The organism is Bacteroidota bacterium, from assembly GCA_016721765.1.
Lineage (GTDB): Bacteria > Bacteroidota > Bacteroidia > UBA4408 > UBA4408 > UBA4408.
The window spans coordinates 1839619-1859044 of sequence record JADKHO010000001.1; the positions used below are offsets into that span (position 1 = coordinate 1839619).

The window sequence follows — 19426 nt, forward strand, 5'->3', positions numbered from 1 at the left end:
TACTAAAATTATTTATCTGAATTTTTTTGGTTGAATAGCTCTTCTTTTTCAACCTTTTTCACCGGCGTTTTATTTTTTAGCAATTTTGAAACTGCGCTGTAAGGTGCATATATTATATCATCACCCGCCTTAACTCCTTTTTTTATTTCAATGTAATTATTGTCTTGAACACCTGTTACAACCTCTTGCAAAAGGGCTTTTCCGTCTTTAAGTAAAAATACATATTCCTTAGCTTTTTCTTCTTTTTTCTCTTTGGTAGTTGTACTTTGGTTAGCTGCATCTTCGGATGAATCTTCAGCACCAAAGCTCTTTTTCTTTTTGGTTTTTGCACCAAAAGAAATAGTATCCTCACGTGTGGTAACAGCTTGAATAGAAACAGATACTACATTATCCACCGTTTGAGTATGTATATCAACGGTTGCTGACATTCCAGGGCGAAAGGGGGAATAATTCTTTTGATCGGGAGGAATTAAATCCTTGTAACTTTCTTGAAGAATTCGAATTTTAACCGTGAAGTTGGTAACCTGGTCAGCAGATGTGCCGGTAATATTAGCCGAATTGGCTACTTCAGTAACCACTCCTTTAAATTTTCTGTCGAGGTATGCATCCACTTCAATGTCGGAAGTATCGCCCAATGTTAAACGTACAATATCATTTTCGTTTACCTCCACATTCACTTCCATTTCGTTCAAATCGGCAATGCGCATTATCTCAGTTCCTGCCATTTGTGATGTACCCACCACACGCTCACCCAACTCCACATTTAATTTCGAAACTTTACCGTTCACCGGCGAAATAATTGTGGTACGGGTTAAATTATCTGTTGCTTCTTTTTGTGATGCATACGCATTCTTTACATTGAATTCACTTGCCGAAACTGTTTGCAAGGCCGCATCAACATCGGCTTTCGCACTTTCATAAGCTGCAGTTGCCGCATCAAATTCGGCTTGTGAAATAGCACTTTGCTCAAAAAGTTTTTTAGTGCGGTTGTAAATTAGTTCTGTGTTGGTAAAGGATGATTTCACTTGTGCAAGGCGTGCACGGCTATTGGCAACATTTGCTTTGGAAGTATTCACTGCAGCCTCCATTTTCTCGAGGTTGGACAAATAAATATCCGGATTTATTTTACAAAGAATATCTCCTTTTTTTACTTCGTCACCTTCTTTAACACGTAAATCCACAATTTGACCTGAAACATCAGGGCTTATCTTTACTTCAATTTCAGGTTGTACTTTTCCGCTGGCAGCAACCGTTTCAACAATTTTACGTTTCTCAGCTTTCTCAACAGCAACAGCTGTTTTATCATTGTCGCCAATCCAACCCGCCTTTTTTGCAATTACCAAAAGCAAAATCAATACAATAACTCCAATTAAAATTGCTTTAAAGTTTAATTTTTTCATTTTGTTTATGCGCCTTAAAAATGATAACAATATGTGTTTTGAAATAATTTTGCTCCATTATTTCAATCAAAAACACCTTCCTTAATTCTTAATCAAGTGCTAAGATATACAACATCTTTGATATCTATGTTGTATTTAATTATTCAAATTTTCTGATTAAAATGAAATGGGTTTTCCTTGATAAAAATTCAGGATATTTTGCTTGAATACAAAGTCATATTTGGCTTGAACTAAATCTGATTCTGCTTTGGTAAGCTTATTCTTTGCATCATTGTATTCCAATGGATTCAACATTCCTAACGTAAAACGTTGTTCGCTGTATTGAAACGATTCACGTAAGGAGCTTACTGCTATTTGCGTAGCAGCATATTTTTTTAAAGCTGCTTGTGCATCCGCATAGCTTTGTTGAATGGATTTATACAACTGTTTTTGCGCTGATTCTAAATTCAATTGGGCATTAGCAGTATTAATCTTTGCTCTACTAACTGCGCTTTTTACCTGAAAGCCATTAAAAATGGGAATACTCAAATTAAAACCAAACGACTTATTTATGTTGTCATTTATTTGTTTGGAATAGGGTGTTTTTTCAAAACTATTTAGCAATACCGGTCCAAGCACCGGCTCATTGCTGCTTGTAAAATAGCCGGTGGGTGCTATACCATAAGTGGGCTCTCCAACTAAACGTTTACTTAATCCGGAGTATCCCGAGCCATAAGAACCGCCCATAGTCAACTGTGGACTATAAGCACCTTTTGCAATCGAAATTCCTTTTTGAGCACTTCTTACTTTAATTTCAGCGCTTTTAATTTCAGGTCTATTCGCTAAAGCATTTTGATAGATGGCACCCACTTCCTCTTTAATTTCGGCATTTAATAATTCGGGAACTGCAGGGCGGGAAATTTTAAAATTTTTAGCATCTGTTAATTCTAATAACTGGGTGAGGCTAAGGTAATCGATGTCTAAATTATTTTGTGCATTTACTACCTGAAGCTCTTCATTGGCAGCTTGTGCTTCAATGTTGAGTAAATTTCCCTTTGCAACACTTCCCGCATCCACTAATTTTTTTGTACGTTCCACTTGTGCTTTGGTTAACAATACTTGTTGGTTGGCAATGTCCAACAATTCCATATCAAACAAAATTCTTAAATAAGCAGAAGCAACGTAGAGCGAAATATCACTCACCATTTTTTCAACATCGTACTTACTTGCCGATAAATTTAGTTGGTTTTGTTTGATCGTATTATAAGCTTGGAGGCCATTAAAGAGCGTAACATTAGCTTGCAAACTATAACGGTCGGAGCGTACCTTTTCGGTTGCAAAACTATTTGTAAACTGGTCAATTGTTTTTCCGTAATTGTAATAATTGGATGCATTTGCATTTAAATTGGGCAAGACACTCGCTTCACTTTGTGTGAGATTTGTTTTTGAAAGCTCTGTATTTAATAGAGTTTGCTTTATTTGGATGTTATTTTTTATAGCATAATCCACACACTGTTGTAAGCTCCATGTATCTTGTGCAAAAGTAGAGAAGCCTGCTACAATGCAAATTGCAAATGCAATTGTTTTTTTTAGGATGGTTGTATACATAGTTCAGATGAAAGAGCAGCAAATTTAAAATATTCCATTGGATAGCATCGTTAATAAAGATTAAAAACGAACCAAATGCACTTAACGAAGGTTGAAAAACAGTGAGTTATTACTAAACTAAACATTAATCTGAAGACTTTATTTGTGGTCCCGTCACCAAACACTACTGCTCCAATAAAAAAGTATACATTTGAAAATTATTTTTTTTCAATAGGTTTAGCAAAAAATCATATTACACAACACATGGAGAAATTGATCCTTGAAGAAGACACTGATTTTCCCGGAATTATTTTGGATAAGGATGCCGGAATTTTCATGATAACCGGTCGGTCTATTCCTCACGATACTTCAAAATTTTATATTCCTGTAATTGAATGGTTTCGTGAGTACTCGCTTAATCCAAATGAAACAACTGCCTTTGAATTTAAACTCGAATACTTTAATACCTCCTCACAAAAATACATTGCCGATTTATTTAAACTTTTGGATAAGATGTTTAAAAACGGGTATAAAACAAAAGTAGTTTGGATTTATCAACACGACGATGACGATATGCGCGACATCGGAAAGGAATTTGATTATATTTTTGAATTGCCTTTTGAGTTTAAAGAATATTAAACGCCCGAATGATATAATGTGTTAAGTGCTGCTTACCAAATTAATTGTTTGCATTACAACTGAAGCGCTATCTGCGGATCCCAAAATTTAGTTTTAAAATCAAGCACTTTATCATTTAATACAACAACACCTTCTTTTTCGAGTAGCTTTTGCATCACATCCGGAGCGCCAAAATGATGTTTCCCGGTTAACAAGCCACTGCTATTCACCACCCGATGTGCCGGTACTTTTGGTTTTTGCTGATGGGCTGCATTCATTGCCCAACCCACCATGCGCGCTGATCGAGCAACACCCAAGTACCTGGCAATAGCACCATAACTTGTAACACGGCCTTTGGGAACAAGTCGTGCAACCTGATATACTAAGTCAAAAAAATTGGCATCCGCTTTCATGAGCTGTTATTTTATTCTACTTGGATATCATAACGATGCAGAAGTCCTTCCAGACTAGTCCTTGAGAACTTTGCTTTTTTTAATCTGTTTAACTCTGGGTCAATCGAAAAATTGATACTGGTTCTAAAATCTGCTTTTTCAAGAATGGTATTTTCGAAAGTAGCCTGCATCAAATCACAACCTTCGAAGACTGCAAGGGTTAAATCACATTCAGTAAAATCTGCTTCCTTTAAGTTGCAGCCAATAAACTTGGTCGCCTTTAATTTCAACTTGTAAAAGGAGGCTAAATTCACCATACAGTTTTCAAAATTGAGCGCTAAGAGAAAAGGATTGCACACACTGAAATCGACGCCCATTAATTTGCAGTTGCTAAAATCTACGCCCTTTAAACCGGTATTTTTGAATTTCAATAAGCTAAGGTCACATCCTGTAAAGCTACAGTCCACAAAGCTAAATTTACTTGCATCCAATTGCATTAAATTACAATTTTCGAAATTACAATTTTCATATTCTCCGGCTACCAAGCCATCCCGTTCAAAATTAACGCCACTAAAGTTTTTATCTTCTATTATTTGCTGCATCAGATTTATTTAAAAACAACACCTAACTCCAAATTTATAATTCCCAAACTTAAATCCTAAATCCCAATCCTAAATCCCAAAATCCCAAATCCTAATTCCTAATTCCTAATTCCTAATTCCTAAATCCTAACTCCTTAATCCTTAATCAATGGGCTAAATCTCAAACCTCAAATAGCATATCTTAAAACCTTTCTCCGAAAATTTTTTTTCATAGAAAGTTTGTATACCAAATGTTTCAGGAGGAAAATTTAAAAGGTCTAATTCAATAGAAGAATGCAACAAGGCATATAAATCATTCGTACTTTCCACTAGTTTTAAGTTCAATTCCTTTATTACTTCGAGCGTGTATTCATACAAAGGTAAATTGTCGGTTTTAAGATGAATGATACCTTTTTCTTTTACAATTTTTTTATAGCGCTCAATAAACTGTGGAGAAGTCAACCGCTTTTTAATTCGCGCCTTTTGAGGCTGTGGATCCGGAAAGGTAATCCAAATTTCGTCCACCTCATTTTTACCAAAACAAGTCGCAATATTCTCAATGCGTGTGCGTAAAAATGCAACATTTGTTTGGTTGTTTTCTAATGCAGTTTTTGCACCTCTCCAAATCCTGTTACCTTTTAAGTCAGTACCAATAAAATTTTTGTTTGGATGATTTTCTGCTAAGCCAATTGTGTACTCCCCTTTTCCACAGCCTAATTCTAAAATAAGTGGATGCGCATTTTTAAAATACGTTTCATTCCATTTTCCTAAAAGCGAAAAATTATCAATTGTTTCAGCATGTTGCACATGGTGAAATACATTCTTAAAGCTTTCAATCTCTGCAAATTGCCGCAACTTATGTTTGGTCATTTTTTAAATTAGTTAATTACAATTTTACTTGGCCAGCCAAAAATACTGCGAATAAAAGAATCATCTTTAAAATAATGCGATTAGTCTAAAAAACTTTACTTAATTATTTGTTTTTAAATCTACTACATTTATTTATTGCTACACTTGTTCTACATTAGGAGTTAAACCATCTATGACCGAATCCCCAGAGAAACAAATTCTCCGACGAAATTTTTTGTATAAATACACCAAGCAGTCCTTGTATGGATATGGCATCACTATAAGTATGCTGTTTTTTGCAAAATGGTTTGGTATTGCAAGTTTTACTTACGATAAATTAATATTCGATTTTGTTTGGATTTTAGCTTCCGTAGGATTATTCGTTCTTTGGATTAGGGGGCAAAAGCAAATCAGTGCGCCCGCCAGTAACGTTATTACTATTTTGGAATTTATTAATTGGCTGGCAATTTTTTGGTACACTATTTTTTTTCTGGATGAAATTCGAATGGTGTCCTTGTTCTTTTCGATTATCGTGCTGGTATTTATGCTCTCTCACAGCAATTTTATTACTTCTATTGCCATTACTGTTTTCTTTGCCATTACCTACACCATTATCTCTTACATCTGTATCAATTTTTTGGGACAAAAAGGCGTGTTTTCAGAACAACTTTTTTATGTCATCATATTTGTTCCAACAGGATTTTATATTTCATGGATGTCGGAAGCATATCGGCGCCAATTACACAAGGCAAGGGCTTCCGAAAAGGCTACTGAAAGTGCACGTTCCGAACTGCAAAAAATCTTTAATGAGTTACGCGCAAATGAAATCGAAATTGAAAATAAAAACAGTGCCCTTCAAACCAAACAAATAGAAATTGAACGCATCAATATAAGTTTGAATGAAGCCAATAACGAGGTGTACCGAAAAAACATCGAATTAACTGATAGCATCAATTACGCTCGTTACATTCAAAAGGCAATTGTTCCGGGGCAGCAAATCATCAAACAAAATTTTCCGGATAGTTTTGTTTTCCTTAAACCAAAAGACATTGTAAGTGGTGATTTTTGTTGGACCTGGCAAAAAGATAATTTTGCTTGTATTGTGGCTGCCGATTGCACAGGTCATGGCGTTCCGGGTGCAATGTTGAGTATGATTGGTGTATCGTTGTTGAATGAAATTGTAAATGTAAACAACGCACTTCGTCCAAATTTTATTCTCGAAATATTAAAAATGCGTCTCATTAATTTATTTCGATATGAAAAAAATGGTGCTTTCAAAGATGGAATTGAATTAGCCCTTTGTTGTGTTGATTTCAGTACAAACAAACTCTATTTTTCAGGCTCTAATAATCCCTTGTATTTAATTTCAGATGGAAAATTAAGAATTGTAAAAGCCGATCCAATGCCAATTGGAAACCATACCTACACCATAAATAAGGAATTTACAAAACATGTTATTGATATAAAAAGTGGCGATTCATTTTATATTTTTAGCGATGGTTTTGCCGATCAGTTTGGTGGACCTAAAGGAAAAAAATATTTGTACAAACGCATGCAAGAGTTATTTGTACAACATCACCACCTACCGGCTGAGGAGCAACGCAAGAAAATTATTCAAGAATTTTACGAATGGAAAGGCAAGGAAGAGCAAGTGGATGATGTGCTTGTAATTGGAGTTAGATTGCAGTAAATTAATTATCTTCGAAATAAAAAATGGCAGAACATCATCATCACAAGGAAGAACATTTTGAGCAATCAGATCTTATCAAGGATATCGTGATTGGTATGGCAGATGGACTTACTGTTCCTTTTGCATTGGCTGCCGGATTAAGCGGTGTCGTTGATTCTAATGCCATTATTATCACTGCTGGTATTGCTGAAATTTGTGCCGGTTCCATTGCAATGGGATTAGGTGGCTACCTTGCCGGTAGAACAGAAATTGAACATTATAATTCTGAATTAAAACGCGAATACGATGAAATCGTGACGCATTATGAAACCGAGAAAAGAGAGGTGCGGGAGATTTTTGCGGAATACGGATTATCGCCACAATCACAAAATTTGATTGTGGACGAAATGGCGAAGGATGAACATAAATGGGTAGAGTTTATGATGCGCTATGAATTGGGTTTAGAAAAGCCCGACGAAAAGCGCGCAAGTAAAAGTGCACTGAATATTGGCTTATCCTATGTAGTTGGTGGGATTATTCCGTTGAGCGGCTATTTTATTTCGTCAGATCCCGCTACAGGATTAATTTATTCAGCAATCATAACGGTAATTTGTTTATTTGTTTTCGGATATTTTAAAAGCAAACTTACCGGACAAAATGCAATTTCCGGTGCGCTTAAAACCACCTTAATCGGTGTTACTGCGGCATCCGCTGCTTTCTTTATAGCAAAGCTCGTTGGAAACTAACTTTGGTAATGAACCCGTTTCTCAATAAGTACCGCTACTTTTTACTTCTCCATTTCATAATTTTTATTTGGGGCTTTACCGGAATCCTGGGTGGACTAATCAGCATTTCAGCAGTTTCACTCGTTTGGTATCGCATGCTCATTGCAGTGCTGGGTGTTTTGATTTATGGTATACTGGCCAAAATTAAACTTATAGTAACTCCTTATCAATTAGCTTTGGCAATGGGCGTGGGCCTTGTGATTGCATTACATTGGATATTTTTTTATCAATCCATTAAATCCTCCACTGTTTCAATTGCTGTGATATGCCTCAGTTTTGCAACTTTTTTTTCGGCCCTCATCGAGCCTTTTTTCTTTAAGAGAAGAATATATCCTTACGAATTGGTTTTTGGAATCCTGGTGGTTATTGGACTACTCTATATTTTTAACTTTCAACAAGGCTATTCCACCGGAATTCTGTATGGAATTATTTCAGCTTCCTTGTCAGCTTTATTCACTGTTTTAAACGGAAAGCTTGCAAAAAGCTACAACGCAGTATCGCTGTCACTTTACGAACTATTAGGTGGATTTCTAGGAATATCTATTTATTTTTTAGCAGCATCAGCATTTACCATCGAGCTTTTTACAATTGGCTCTTCTGATTTAATTTATTTACTGATTTTAGGAATTGTGTGCACTGCTTTTGCATTTGTAGGAAGTGTAGTTGTAATGAAACAATTGAGTCCCTACACAGTAGTAATTTCTACCAACCTCGAACCCATCTATACCATTATTTTAGCCTATTTTATTTTTGGTGAGAAAGAAAAAATGAATGTGCAATTTTATGTAGGCTCAGTTTTTATAGTGCTCATTCTTTTTGCAAATGCCTACCTTAAAAGTAAAAAAAAGTAATTCGCCGCTCGGCTTTTCATTTAAGTTTCAAGTAGTATACACGCTCTTTAGGATCAAATTTTTCAATCGAATTGCGGAGTGCAATTCGCGACATATTTGCCGCATGATTATCTAAAAAGCTGAGCAGTTTACTCTTGTCTTTATCGCCCGCAAAACGCAGCATCCAACCAATCGCCTTTTGTACTAATTCTTCAGAATCATACAGCAATATTTCTGAAAGTTTATAGGTGTCTTCTAAATCGTCTTTACGGATAAAATAGCAGGTACTTAAAATGGCTGTTCTGCGTTCCCATTTATTTTTTGATTTTGCCAACTTATAAAGCTGCTTGCGTGGTTTGTCGAACAAATAACTTCCGGTCATGTGCAAACAACCTAAATCCACTAAGTCCCAATTATTAATACGGTCGTGACGTCGCATGTATAAATCATAAAAATCTTTTAAGCGTGGAGCAGTAATTTTCTTAGAGCGGGAAGCTTTATCCATAATGCTCACTGCACCTGCACGCAATTCATGAATGTTACTTTCCAACAGTTTTTCAATTTCAGAAATGGGCATTTCTTCAAACTCTTTTGCCAAAGTAAACAAGTCGCCCATCTTCACGCCGATAAATTTATCTGCCGCTCCATGCTCAATAGTTTCGGACTTAAAATAGCGTTTTATTTTAACCAATTCGGCATCAGATTGTAAAGCGTTTAAACGATCTGTAAAGCTTTTGGCACTCAAAATAGGCAGCTTTTTCATTTTGTCAAGAAGGGTTTATTTAGCAGTTTCATCCGCCTCAAAAATGCCAAAAACATTCCGATCTAAATCCGTAAAATACCCTTGCCAACACCTGCCTTGTATGGCGAATTTGGGAAGAGATACTTGACCGCCCTGCTTCAAAATTAATTCAGCTGTATGGTCAAAATTCTTAACCTGTATAGAGCAAGTAAATGAATTGGTGCCAAACTCAGGTGGTGGAACCTTTGCGGGACGTTTGAGCAGTCCACCATACATACCCGCCGTTTCAATACGGTAATACTCTATGGGAACAAACTCTTCTTTTATAAAATTCCAACCGAAAACACTTTTGTAAAATGCGATTAATTTGCTTGGCTCACTGGCCTGTATCTCAAAATAGGCAATTGTATTCATGGATATAAGGTTGAATGAAAATTGAGCTAGTGAATAAAATTCCGAAAAATAAATCAAAACTCAAAAAATGGGGTACCCATTAGAGTTTTATAGCTATAGAAATGAAAATTTAGAGCAAAATCGATGCATTTATTTATCCTTGAACAATTAACAATAAATACTCATTAATCTCAATAAAGATGTAGGTTAAGATGAAAGTTATATGATTTGAACAAGTAAGAAATTGCACAATTTAGGTTGCGCAGCCAAATAAAAGAGATCACATTTGTATCATCAAAAGAGTATTAACGATTTAATGTTTAACAAAAAACCCAAACACAACATGAAAAAATTAATTACAACGTTTACACTTATGTGCTTCTTTGCTTTTGGAGCATTGGCGCAAGGCAACTATACGATCTCGGGCATAGTGCACGATGGTAATGGTGCCGCAGTTCAAAATCAAATGGTGTGGGTCTATACTGACTCATCGCAAACTTCATTCATTTACAATAGCTCGGCTTTTACAGATGCACAAGGTTCATTTGCATTTTCGATTCCAAATGGATGCACACCCGGACCCAACGTAGTTTTTAATGTTGCAACCTATTCTTGTGGAACCATGCTACAACAACAAGTGCAAAATAATCAGGGCACTACTTGTTCAGATTCAGTTGGCTTTACAGTTTGCAGCAATGTCTTAACCTGTTCTACTGTGTTATACGGTATTCCTGATTCTACAGTAAACCCTAATAATTATTACTTTGTTGGTTACCCCATGCAAAATGGGAATATGGTAAATGCATCATCCTACAATTGGTCTTTTGGCGACAGCTCAGCTAACTCTTCACAAGCTTCTCCGCAACATACATATACCTCTCCAGGCGTTTATACGGTGTGCCTACTCACAACTACCACCGGCGGATGCACTAGCAGTTCCTGCATTACTATTACTGTTAATGGTGGGAATGCATGTAATGCACAATTCGGCTACCAAGCAGGTCAAGCAGGATCTACCAGCTATTTTAATGCCTTGTACGGTGCAAACTACCAATACGCTTGGACTTTTGGTGATGGTTCCAGCGGAACAGGCCAATATCCGGGTCATGTATATGCAAATGCCGGTGTTTACACTGTTTGTTTAACTGTAAATAATCCTATTACGGGATGCAGCGATACACAATGCTATAATGTATCGATTCAGGCTGCACAAACCAGCTTCTGGTTGTATGGTCAAGTGAACTTGCCTGGTATGGGCTTTTTAACCCCTGCTGATTATGGAACCGTATATTTAATTCGCCACGATAGCCTTTATTTAACAGCTATCGATACTACTAGCATCGACTCTGGAGGATATTTCTTCTTCTCAGGAGTTCCGGCTGGCGCGTATTTGGTGAAAGCGGCTTTAAATTCTAACTCAGCATTTTTTGCTAATTACTTACCAACTTACCACACCAGTAGCTTGTTCTGGACTACCGCTAGCGATGTATTACTTTTAAACACAAATGTTGGAAATGCCAACATCAATATGATTGCAGGTAGCAATCCAGGTGGTCCCGGATTTATTGGTGGTAGCGTGTTGCAAGGTGCTAACCGCATGGCTTCTCCCGGCGATCCTATAGTTGGAATCAGCATTCTCTTATTAGACGCAAATAACAACCCCGTTGCCTCCACCGTTACAGATGCAAGCGGAAGCTATAGCTTCCCCGGAATCGCTTATGGCACATATAAAATATATGCCGAGGTTGCCGGAAAAACCACTGTTCCTTCTACAGTTACCATTAACGCTGCTAACCCAACAGTTAATAATGTGGACTTAGAAGTGAACAGCGGTAACATCTTGTTTGTGCGCAATATTGATGCAAAACAAGAAGCAGCAGCATTTGGAATTTATCCAAACCCAACGCGCGATTTCTTAACTGTATCAATGGAATTAAAAGATGCATCTCCGGTAACAGTGACAATTGAAAATGAATTAGGACAAGTTGTAAAAAGCACTACGTATAAATTAACTGCCGGTAACAACAACATTACTGAATCCTTGCTTTCATTATCAAAAGGTGTATACTCTATTTCTGTAACCACCAACGAAAATCGCACCAGCACACGATTTGTAAAATCTGAATAATAGTTTGTTTAGTTTAAGTGAGTGACGAAGGAGGGCTGCTTGTAGTGAGGCAAGCCCTCCTTTATTTTTTTACGAATCTATTTTATTAGCTCAAAATTCTTCCTTCTGCTGTATTTATTTAATTCCCAAAACAATTATCTTTATATCGAGGTTTGTAAAGATTAGGAATTAAAATTACGCACATGCAAAGAAGAAAATTTATCAAAGGTTCCGCCATCGTCGGGGCATCACTTGTTTCCCCTCTAATTTTGAAAGATGATTCCGGTGTTTACGCGGCAAACGATGAGCGTAAAATCCATACTGTTTTAACTGCCAACAAGACCATGGTAGGTACCTTACCGGTGTTACGTGCATTTGCCGGCGATAACAACGATTATGTCTCGCCGTATGTATTTTTTGATGAGTTCGGACCGGTTAACATAAGTCCAAATGCCACTCCACTCAAAGTAAATGCGCATCCACATGCAGGCGTAATTCCAACTACTTATTTTTTGTCTGGAAACGGGCATCACAAAGACAGTCTCAATTACGATTTTCAAATTGGCAAAGGCGATTTTATGATGTTTAGTTCCGGAAGAGGTGCCATTCACATGGAGGAAACCGGTAAAGGCTTGTATACTGATGGCGGATTATATCATGGATTTCAAATCTGGCTGAACATGCCTTCAAAATATAAGTTAATTGCCCCCAGCACCAATGTATATCGCGAAGATAAGATGGGTATAATTGAAAAGCCTACTTACTCCGCTAAAGTTGTTTTAGGCGAATTATTTGGTACAAAATCTGGAATCGAAATGCTTTCACCGGCATTTTATTTTCACTTAAAATTAAAAGCCAATTGCCGTTTGGATATCCCCACAAATCCACAACACAATGCTTTTGTATATGTCATTAAAGGAAATCTGGAAGCACAAGGTCGAAGGGAAATTAAAACCAATCAAGTAGCTTTATATGAACGCGGCAATAGCTTGCTGAAACTGTTTAGTAAAGACGAAGCTGAAATTTTAATATTGGGTGGACAGCCTTTAAATGAAGTAGTATACAGTTACGGTCCTTTTGTAATGAATACCCAAGAACAAATTATGCAATGCATCAACGATTACAATTCCGGTAAAATGGGTAATCCCGAATTGGTGGACTCATGGTGAAAAAATTTTATTTTCCTTTTCTGTTGCTCATTCTTATTCATCCGGGTGTGGGATTTAAAACTTCCCAATTAAAAAATGCAAGAGTAAAAGTTGCCTTTACTGAAAAGGAAAGTATGCTCCTTCAAAAGCTTGAATCCAAAGGAGTTCAAACCAAAAGGCTAAAAATATTTTTAAGGGTTTTTAAAAGAGAGAAAAGGATTGAAGCTTGGGCAAAAAATTGGAATACAAATAAGTTTGTCAAAATTACAGAGTACGCCATCTGTGCAAATTCCGGAACGCTAGGACCTAAAAGAAGGGCAGGGGACGAGCAAGTTCCTGAAGGGTTTTATTTCATTGAGCGATTCAATCCAATGAGTAATTTTTACCTCTCGCTTGGCCTCAGTTATCCAAATGCATCGGATCGTAAATTTAGTCACGCTGCAGATTTGGGTGGAGATATTTTTATACACGGCTCTTGTGTTACCATTGGTTGTATGCCTATCACCGACGATAAAATAAAGGAACTTTATACGTTGTGTGTGCTCGCACAGGACGCTGGCCAAATCAATATTCCGGTTCATATTTTTCCCTGTAAATTAACAAAAGAATCGCTGGATTCGCTTAGGGTACAATTCAAATTGAAACCGGATAACATTCGCTTTTGGGAAAATTTAAAATTGGGATATGAGTATTTTGAAAGTAAAAGGGAATTACCAAAAGTGTTTGTCCGAATGGATGGGTATTATATTTTTCAATAAGCGAATGAAATCAAAAATTTCTTTTTTGTGGGTGTCCTGTCTAGTTTTCTGCACTACCGTATTTGCTCAAAATACATGGAAAAAACTTGAGAACGCTCCCACCTATAAAGGAAAGCAAGACGATATTTTTTTTCTTAACGATACCCTGGGTTGGTATGTTAATGGAGCGGGCAAAATTTATAAAACCTATGATGGTGGTGAATCATGGGCAGAAAAAATAAATAAGCCCGGTACCTATTTTCGCTGCATTGGTTTTTCGGATTCTTTAAATGGCTTCGCCGGAAATATTGGAACCGATTACTTTCCGGGCGTTACCGATACCCTTCCACTTTATCAAACGAAGGATGGTGGTACAACTTGGAATGCAATTCAAAATGTAAAAGGGCCTCAAGTAAAGGGATTGTGCGCCATCGAAATCGTGTATAAAAAATTTATCAACGCCGGAGTCCTCGATTACAAACCTATAATTTATGCCGGCGGAAGAGTGGGAGGACCGGCATTTTTAATGAAATCAAACGACTTAGGAAAAACTTGGTTTTCTCAAGATATGAGTGCGTATTGTAACATGATTTTAGACATTAAATTTGTTTCAGCCGATACCGGTTTTGTTTTCGCTGGAAGCGATGCTGAAGTCGAAAAAAGCAATGGCAAAATTCTTTACACAGTTGATGGAGGAAAGAATTGGAAAGCAGTATATCAATCGAATCGTCCTTATGAATTAATGTGGAAAGGTACTTTTGCCAGCCGAAAAGTAGCTTATGCCACCCTACAAAATTATAATCCGGATAGTACTATCACACAACGCTATGTAGTAAAATCCTTCGATGGTGGATTGCATTGGCAAGAGATTCCTTTGGTGAATGATTTTAAATGCACTGAGTTTGGTGTGGCTTTCGCAGATGAAAAATTGGGATGGGTGGGAGCACGCAAAACAGGCTATGAAACCCAGGATGGTGGATTAAGCTGGAAGGAAACCGAAATGGGAAAAGCAGTAAACAAAATCAGAATACTAAAGTCCGGTAAAAAAATATGCGGGTATGCTATTGGAAGTAATGTATATAAATTGGAAATAGACAAGTAGTGATTTTGCAAGCTAAATGAAGCGTTTGGAGTGAAAATCATTTTAAGAGTTAAATCTTAATAAGGTGAATAAAATGCGAAAGTATTTTCTTTAGAAAAATTATTTTGTAATTAAATCCGCGCATGTCAGCATAATCCTCTAAATCTGTGTTCCATTATTATATTATTCACTTACTTTGAACAAATAATTCTAATGAACAGTTACAGCAAACTAATTCAAGATATATTTCCCCAAATAAATCAAACGCAATTTAATGATTCACTGGATTCTATTGGTATAGATAGCATGGATTTAGTTACACTGCGGGTTGAGTTGGAGCACGAATTGGGAGCCTCCATTCCTGATTCCCATTGGCTGGATTTTAGATCTTTTCAGGACATACTTTTATACTGTGAGAAGGAGAGAATTCCTAAACACAAAAAGTTGGAAAGTAAACTCGGCATCGAAATTCAAAAAGAAATGTACATCGAAATGCCTCAAATGGCCATTGAAGCACTTTCTGAAAATTGGCTCTTCAAAGAATTAGGAAATATGCATTGGCAGATGCTTTGCAAGGGTTTAAACACAGCCTCTTCCGATTTAAAGGATGAGCTTGGAAATCGTTTGTATGCTACTTTTGTTAGAATCCGAATTCAATCTTCTGCAGCACTAAATACATTTAAGGAAAATCAAAAGCTATCTATAAATGCAACACTAAATAGATTTGGAAACAGCATGTATTTTAGTGCCATTCAAATGGGTTCCGACTCCGCAGGAATTAATGCAGACTTAATGACTAGTTTTTCGTTTCGTAATCATGCAGACAACACACAACTCACAAAAAGTCAAGTCATAAGTTTCGATAATAATATTCCTGAATTACCTGCCAATCCTTTGTTTGCTAACGAATACCGCGAAATGAAAAAGGGAGAGATATTCAACTTGATGTTGAGTGAAACGGAATTTAAAGTAGTGAATACATCCCTGTTTGAATACAGTTATTCCTTAAATCCATACTACGATTTAAATGGCGTTGGCTTATTATATTTTGCATCTTTTCCAATAATTAATGATACAGGTGAAGCAGCATATTTTAATTTGCAGAATGATGCTGAAAGATGGGAGCTGAATTATTTTACCATCTCTAGAGATATCTTTTACTTTGCAAATTGTAACTTGCAGGATACAATTTTGTACCAATTACAAGACGTCAAACATATCGATAACACTATATGTATCTTAAGCAGTGCACTTTATAGAAAAAGCGATAATACCTTGCTCGCAAAAATATTCACCATCAAAAAAAGGAAAGCATGAAGAAGGCATTTATCTTTGGCGCCAGCGGGCATGGAAATGTAATTGCATCAATACTAAAAAAGAGATACGACGAAATATATTTTGTTGATCTCTTCCCAACTGCTGGAAATTTGATCCAGGAATTAGATTTTTTTAATCAAATAGAAAAGTATAAAAGGGAAGATATTTTCTTAGGCATTGGCAGTAATCAAATCCGAACAAAACTATTTCAAAGGTTACAAGAGTTTAACATTGTTCCTGCTACTTGCATTGCTGATAGTGTTTTTGTTGCACACGATGCACATGTCGGAAACGGTGTTGTGGTGTGCCCGGGAGCTGTAATTGCTTCAAAAGCAGTGTTAGAAAATAATACCATAGTAAATACTTTATCGAGTGTCGATCACGATTGCTTTTTGGGAGAACACAGTCAGGTAACCGCCGGTGTTACATTTGGTGGAAATACCCGCGTTGGGAAAAATTGTTTTTTCGGAATTAAAAGTGCTACCATTCCCAATATTAATGTAGGTGATAATTCAATAATCATGGCAGGAAGTATTGTTTACAAAGATGTTCCTGAAAATGTAATGGTAGGAGGGAATCCGGCAAGAATTGTGAAGCGAATAGAGTAAAATAATTCTCCGCGTCCTTTGCGTCTTCTTGGCGTCCTCAGCGGTAAAAAAAGTAGAATTATATTTTAATAAAAGCTATAGAAAACGATAATACAGCAAATTTAAACCAATTGAATCAACTGATTTTTAGCCTCAGACCAAGCTTCCTTTAATTTAAAAATTAGCCTAGTATTATTTCATCAAAATTCTTATCCACCCGTATTTTTACCACACCCACTGCAAAATTTTTCTTGCTTAATTTATGAAAACGCCCATCAATCATAAAGCCGCTGCAGTGAAAAGGTAATCCGTGAAAAATTATTTTGTAATGCGAGTAGGTGGTCGAGAAATCTCCGCTTATGGTTTGACGAAACACCAAATTATTTCGACTTCCATTTATCATGAACTTGGTAACAGAATATTTTCCATGTTTGTAACCATAGTTATCGCCGGCATCTTCGTACAACACACTCTCCGTTAATTCAGGAGAAAAATAAACATGCAGCGTAAGTTCCGAAAGTTCAAATTCACCCACATATTGCATTTTTGGGTAATTGGGAATTACCGCACCGGCCTTAATAAATATAGGCATCTTGTCGATTGGCGCCTTTGCGGTAATTTCCTTGCCGCCATGATACACAGTATCGTCCCATTGATAATACCAGGTTCCTTTTGGCAGATATACTTTTCGTTTATCGGCAAATTGCTCCAACACCGGGCATACCAATAAGTGGTCGCCAAATCCAAATTCATCCATGCGATTATGTGTATGCACATCGTGCTGATCTAAATAGCACAAGGGACGAATCATCGGCGTGCCTTCGGTTGCATGTTGCCAAAAGGTAGTATAAATGTAGGGCAGTAAATGATAACGCAGTTGAATAAATTTGCGGTTTATGAATTCATATTTTGAACCAAACACCCAGGGCGCCTGCTCAAAAGTCGTTTCATTACCGGCCGAATGGGTTCTGAAAAAAGGATGAAAAACAGCAAGCTGAATCCAACGCGTATACAACTCCGCATCCGGCTCACCAATAAATCCGCCAATATCCGATCCTGCAAAAGAAATTCCTGAAACACTTAATCGCTGCATTTGCACATTCGCAATCCACAAATGTTCCCAAGTAGCCTGGTTATCACCTGTCCAAACAGATGAATAGCGCTGTGCTCCGCTAAACAATGACCGTGTAATTACAAACGGACGATGCGGCATCAGAAATTTTTTAATTCCCGCATGTGTGGCACGTGCCATCTGCATTCCATATACATTATGCGCTTTACGATGGCTGCAAGGATTTCCATCATAATCGTGACGTACGTCTTCCGGAAAGGTTCCAATTTCAAATACCGCAGGTTCATTCATATCGTTCCACACACCTCGCACACCTGATTCAACAAGACCTTCAAAAAGTTCGGCCCACCATTCGCGCACAGCGGGTTTAGTGAAATCGGGAAAAGCACATTTGCCCGGCCAAACATCTCCAATCATTAAAGCTCCATCAGCACGCTTGCAAAAAAAATCTTTCGCAATTGCTTGTTGATATACCGGATAATCATTGTCGACTTTTATGCCCGGATCAATTATTACAATGGTCTTGAAACCCTCGTCTGCAAGCTCTTTCACCATGCGTTTTGGATCCGGAAAATAATTTTTATTCCAAGTAAAACAGCGAAAGCCATCCATGTAATCTATGTCGAGATAAATGGCATCGCATGGAATTTTGCGTGTACGAAATTCCTGAGTAATTTCTTTCACTTTGCTTTCGGGAAAATAGCTCCATTTGCATTGATGATAGCCTAGAGACCAAAGTGGCGGTAATTCAGGTTTTCCGGTAAGGGAAGCATAATTTTTTACCACTTCCATCAACTCCGGTCCGTAAATAAAATAGTAATTCATTTCCCCCCCACGCGACCAAAAACTCACCGTTTCATTTTGTTCTTTTCCGAAATCAAATATTGTCCGATACGAATTATCAAAAAATATTCCATAGCCTATACCATGGTGCAATCCCATGTAAAATGGCACATTCTTATAAAGAGGGTCCTGATCTTTTTTAAAACCATACACATCTGCACCATAATTTTCGAGGCGCTTTCCGCGAAGGTTAAACTCGGTTGGTTTATCGCCCATGCCATAAAAACTTTCTCCTTCTTGAATTTTTTTACTGCAATACACAATTTTTCCACCCTTCCACAAATAATGCTGCCAGTGGAATCCAAGCTCATCATCCAAAATTAAATTGCTGTCGTTGTCAAACATTTTTATTTTGCAATCACTTTTATTTATCTGACAAGTAATGCACGATGTTATGATTTCAAAACAGTCCTCATACTCTACAAAATCAAGGCTTATGATGTTATCTTGAATGTTTTCTTGAACGGCATAAGAAAAATCTTTTTCAAAGAATCCATCCGCAGCATAACGGAATCTAATTATTTTGTCGGATTGAACTCTGATTTCCAAAATGGTTTCGGTAGTATCAAAATAAAAATAATTACCGTGTTTGCGATGGTTTTTGATTATATCCGGAAAGTACTTTATAGAATATTTGTCGGTTTTAGGTTGCATTTAAAATCAGAAATTAATTTTTAAATTTGTGGAAATTAATGAAAGCAAGCCTGCA

At 36.9% G+C, this 19426-nt stretch carries 18 protein-coding genes; 10 read left to right on the top strand and 8 right to left on the bottom strand.

Annotated features, from left to right (window positions below; translation table 11 throughout):
* Positions 1-8: 8 nt before the first annotated feature.
* Together IPP32_06665 and IPP32_06670 are read right to left on the bottom strand one after the other, a co-directional pair.
* Positions 9-1400: an efflux RND transporter periplasmic adaptor subunit gene (locus tag IPP32_06665; GenBank protein ID MBL0047762.1), complete on the bottom strand. Its 1392-nt coding sequence runs from the start codon at positions 1398-1400 to the stop codon at positions 9-11.
* A 156-nt stretch (positions 1401-1556) separates the two neighbouring features.
* On the bottom strand, positions 1557-2987 hold the full coding sequence (locus tag IPP32_06670) for a TolC family protein (GenBank protein MBL0047763.1): 1431 nt from the start codon (positions 2985-2987) through the stop codon (positions 1557-1559).
* 243 nt (positions 2988-3230) lie between these two features.
* On the opposite strand from IPP32_06670, the gene IPP32_06675 reads away from it, so the two are divergent.
* A complete protein-coding gene (locus IPP32_06675; GenBank protein MBL0047764.1) occupies positions 3231-3605 on the top strand; it encodes a DUF1987 domain-containing protein in 375 nt (124 codons plus the stop codon).
* Positions 3606-3658: 53 nt separating this feature from the next.
* On the opposite strand, the gene IPP32_06680 is transcribed toward IPP32_06675, so the two are convergent.
* The 3 genes from IPP32_06680 to trmB all read right to left on the bottom strand — a co-directional run bounded on the left by IPP32_06680 (position 3659) and on the right by trmB (position 5427).
* Positions 3659-3997 (bottom strand): MGMT family protein, encoded by a 339-nt coding sequence (locus IPP32_06680; protein MBL0047765.1) that lies wholly within the window; start codon positions 3995-3997, stop codon positions 3659-3661.
* An 11-nt stretch (positions 3998-4008) separates the two neighbouring features.
* Positions 4009-4578 (bottom strand): pentapeptide repeat-containing protein, encoded by a 570-nt coding sequence (locus IPP32_06685; protein MBL0047766.1) that lies wholly within the window; start codon positions 4576-4578, stop codon positions 4009-4011.
* Between the two features lie 153 nt (positions 4579-4731).
* Positions 4732-5427 carry a tRNA (guanosine(46)-N7)-methyltransferase TrmB gene (gene trmB, locus IPP32_06690; protein ID MBL0047767.1) on the bottom strand — a complete coding sequence of 232 codons (696 nt, stop codon included), beginning with the start codon at positions 5425-5427 and terminating at the stop codon, positions 4732-4734.
* Between the two features lie 172 nt (positions 5428-5599).
* On the opposite strand from trmB, the gene IPP32_06695 reads away from it, so the two are divergent.
* Genes IPP32_06695 through IPP32_06705 form a run of 3 tightly spaced genes read left to right on the top strand, consistent with a single transcriptional unit; the run spans position 5600 to position 8711 of the window.
* Positions 5600-7096: a SpoIIE family protein phosphatase gene (locus tag IPP32_06695; protein MBL0047768.1), complete on the top strand. Its 1497-nt coding sequence runs from the start codon at positions 5600-5602 to the stop codon at positions 7094-7096.
* Positions 7097-7119: 23 nt separating this feature from the next.
* Entirely contained in the window at positions 7120-7821 is a 702-nt protein-coding gene (locus tag IPP32_06700; GenBank protein ID MBL0047769.1) for a VIT1/CCC1 transporter family protein, read from the top strand.
* Positions 7822-7829: 8 nt separating this feature from the next.
* A complete protein-coding gene (locus tag IPP32_06705) occupies positions 7830-8711 on the top strand; it encodes a DMT family transporter (protein MBL0047770.1) in 882 nt (293 codons plus the stop codon).
* Between the two features lie 16 nt (positions 8712-8727).
* Here the strand turns inward: IPP32_06705 and IPP32_06710 are convergent, their stop codons facing one another.
* Both IPP32_06710 and IPP32_06715 read right to left on the bottom strand, forming a co-directional pair.
* Positions 8728-9444, bottom strand: coding sequence for a DNA alkylation repair protein (locus IPP32_06710; protein ID MBL0047771.1), 717 nt, complete (start codon positions 9442-9444; stop codon positions 8728-8730).
* Positions 9445-9468: 24 nt separating this feature from the next.
* Complete coding sequence (locus IPP32_06715; GenBank protein ID MBL0047772.1) at positions 9469-9846, bottom strand: VOC family protein; 378 nt, start codon at positions 9844-9846, stop codon at positions 9469-9471.
* A 322-nt stretch (positions 9847-10168) separates the two neighbouring features.
* Between IPP32_06715 and IPP32_06720 the strand changes: the two genes are divergently transcribed.
* The 6 genes from IPP32_06720 (at position 10169) to IPP32_06745 (ending at position 16823) form a co-directional block, all read left to right on the top strand.
* Complete coding sequence (locus IPP32_06720) at positions 10169-11953, top strand: carboxypeptidase regulatory-like domain-containing protein (protein ID MBL0047773.1); 1785 nt, start codon at positions 10169-10171, stop codon at positions 11951-11953.
* A 182-nt stretch (positions 11954-12135) separates the two neighbouring features.
* Positions 12136-13101, top strand: a complete 966-nt coding sequence (locus IPP32_06725) for a pirin family protein (GenBank protein ID MBL0047774.1) — start codon at positions 12136-12138, stop codon at positions 13099-13101.
* Positions 13095-13838 carry a L,D-transpeptidase family protein gene (locus IPP32_06730; GenBank protein MBL0047775.1) on the top strand — a complete coding sequence of 248 codons (744 nt, stop codon included), beginning with the start codon at positions 13095-13097 and terminating at the stop codon, positions 13836-13838. Before IPP32_06725 ends, IPP32_06730 begins: the two co-directional genes overlap by 7 nt.
* 4 nt (positions 13839-13842) lie before the next feature.
* Entirely contained in the window at positions 13843-14919 is a 1077-nt protein-coding gene (locus IPP32_06735) for a hypothetical protein (GenBank protein ID MBL0047776.1), read from the top strand.
* A 192-nt stretch (positions 14920-15111) separates the two neighbouring features.
* Positions 15112-16215 carry a hypothetical protein gene (locus tag IPP32_06740; protein MBL0047777.1) on the top strand — a complete coding sequence of 368 codons (1104 nt, stop codon included), beginning with the start codon at positions 15112-15114 and terminating at the stop codon, positions 16213-16215.
* On the top strand, positions 16212-16823 hold the full coding sequence (locus IPP32_06745) for a NeuD/PglB/VioB family sugar acetyltransferase (protein ID MBL0047778.1): 612 nt from the start codon (positions 16212-16214) through the stop codon (positions 16821-16823). Before IPP32_06740 ends, IPP32_06745 begins: the two co-directional genes overlap by 4 nt.
* Before the next feature lie 160 nt (positions 16824-16983).
* Here the strand turns inward: IPP32_06745 and IPP32_06750 are convergent, their stop codons facing one another.
* Positions 16984-19371, bottom strand: coding sequence for a glycoside hydrolase family 31 protein (locus IPP32_06750; protein MBL0047779.1), 2388 nt, complete (start codon positions 19369-19371; stop codon positions 16984-16986).
* Positions 19372-19426 lie beyond the last annotated feature (55 nt).

Bases quoted from the DNA above. Each gene is read 5' to 3' on its own strand.
- trmB (MBL0047767.1), bottom strand. From the start codon at position 5,427: ATGACCAAACATAAGTTGCGGCAATTTGCAGAGATTGAAAGCTTTAAG.
- IPP32_06680 (MBL0047765.1), bottom strand. From the start codon at position 3,997: ATGAAAGCGGATGCCAATTTTTTTGACTTAGTATATCAGGTTGCACGA.
- IPP32_06745 (MBL0047778.1), top strand. From the start codon at position 16,212: ATGAAGAAGGCATTTATCTTTGGCGCCAGCGGGCATGGAAATGTAATT.
- IPP32_06750 (MBL0047779.1), bottom strand. From the start codon at position 19,371: ATGCAACCTAAAACCGACAAATATTCTATAAAGTACTTTCCGGATATA.
- IPP32_06735 (MBL0047776.1), top strand. From the start codon at position 13,843: ATGAAATCAAAAATTTCTTTTTTGTGGGTGTCCTGTCTAGTTTTCTGC.
- IPP32_06670 (MBL0047763.1), bottom strand. From the start codon at position 2,987: ATGTATACAACCATCCTAAAAAAAACAATTGCATTTGCAATTTGCATT.
- IPP32_06685 (MBL0047766.1), bottom strand. From the start codon at position 4,578: ATGCAGCAAATAATAGAAGATAAAAACTTTAGTGGCGTTAATTTTGAA.
- IPP32_06715 (MBL0047772.1), bottom strand. From the start codon at position 9,846: ATGAATACAATTGCCTATTTTGAGATACAGGCCAGTGAGCCAAGCAAA.
- IPP32_06705 (MBL0047770.1), top strand. From the start codon at position 7,830: ATGAACCCGTTTCTCAATAAGTACCGCTACTTTTTACTTCTCCATTTC.
- IPP32_06720 (MBL0047773.1), top strand. From the start codon at position 10,169: ATGAAAAAATTAATTACAACGTTTACACTTATGTGCTTCTTTGCTTTT.
- IPP32_06740 (MBL0047777.1), top strand. From the start codon at position 15,112: ATGAACAGTTACAGCAAACTAATTCAAGATATATTTCCCCAAATAAAT.
- IPP32_06730 (MBL0047775.1), top strand. From the start codon at position 13,095: ATGGTGAAAAAATTTTATTTTCCTTTTCTGTTGCTCATTCTTATTCAT.
- IPP32_06665 (MBL0047762.1), bottom strand. From the start codon at position 1,400: ATGAAAAAATTAAACTTTAAAGCAATTTTAATTGGAGTTATTGTATTG.
- IPP32_06725 (MBL0047774.1), top strand. From the start codon at position 12,136: ATGCAAAGAAGAAAATTTATCAAAGGTTCCGCCATCGTCGGGGCATCA.
- IPP32_06675 (MBL0047764.1), top strand. From the start codon at position 3,231: ATGGAGAAATTGATCCTTGAAGAAGACACTGATTTTCCCGGAATTATT.
- IPP32_06700 (MBL0047769.1), top strand. From the start codon at position 7,120: ATGGCAGAACATCATCATCACAAGGAAGAACATTTTGAGCAATCAGAT.
- IPP32_06695 (MBL0047768.1), top strand. From the start codon at position 5,600: ATGACCGAATCCCCAGAGAAACAAATTCTCCGACGAAATTTTTTGTAT.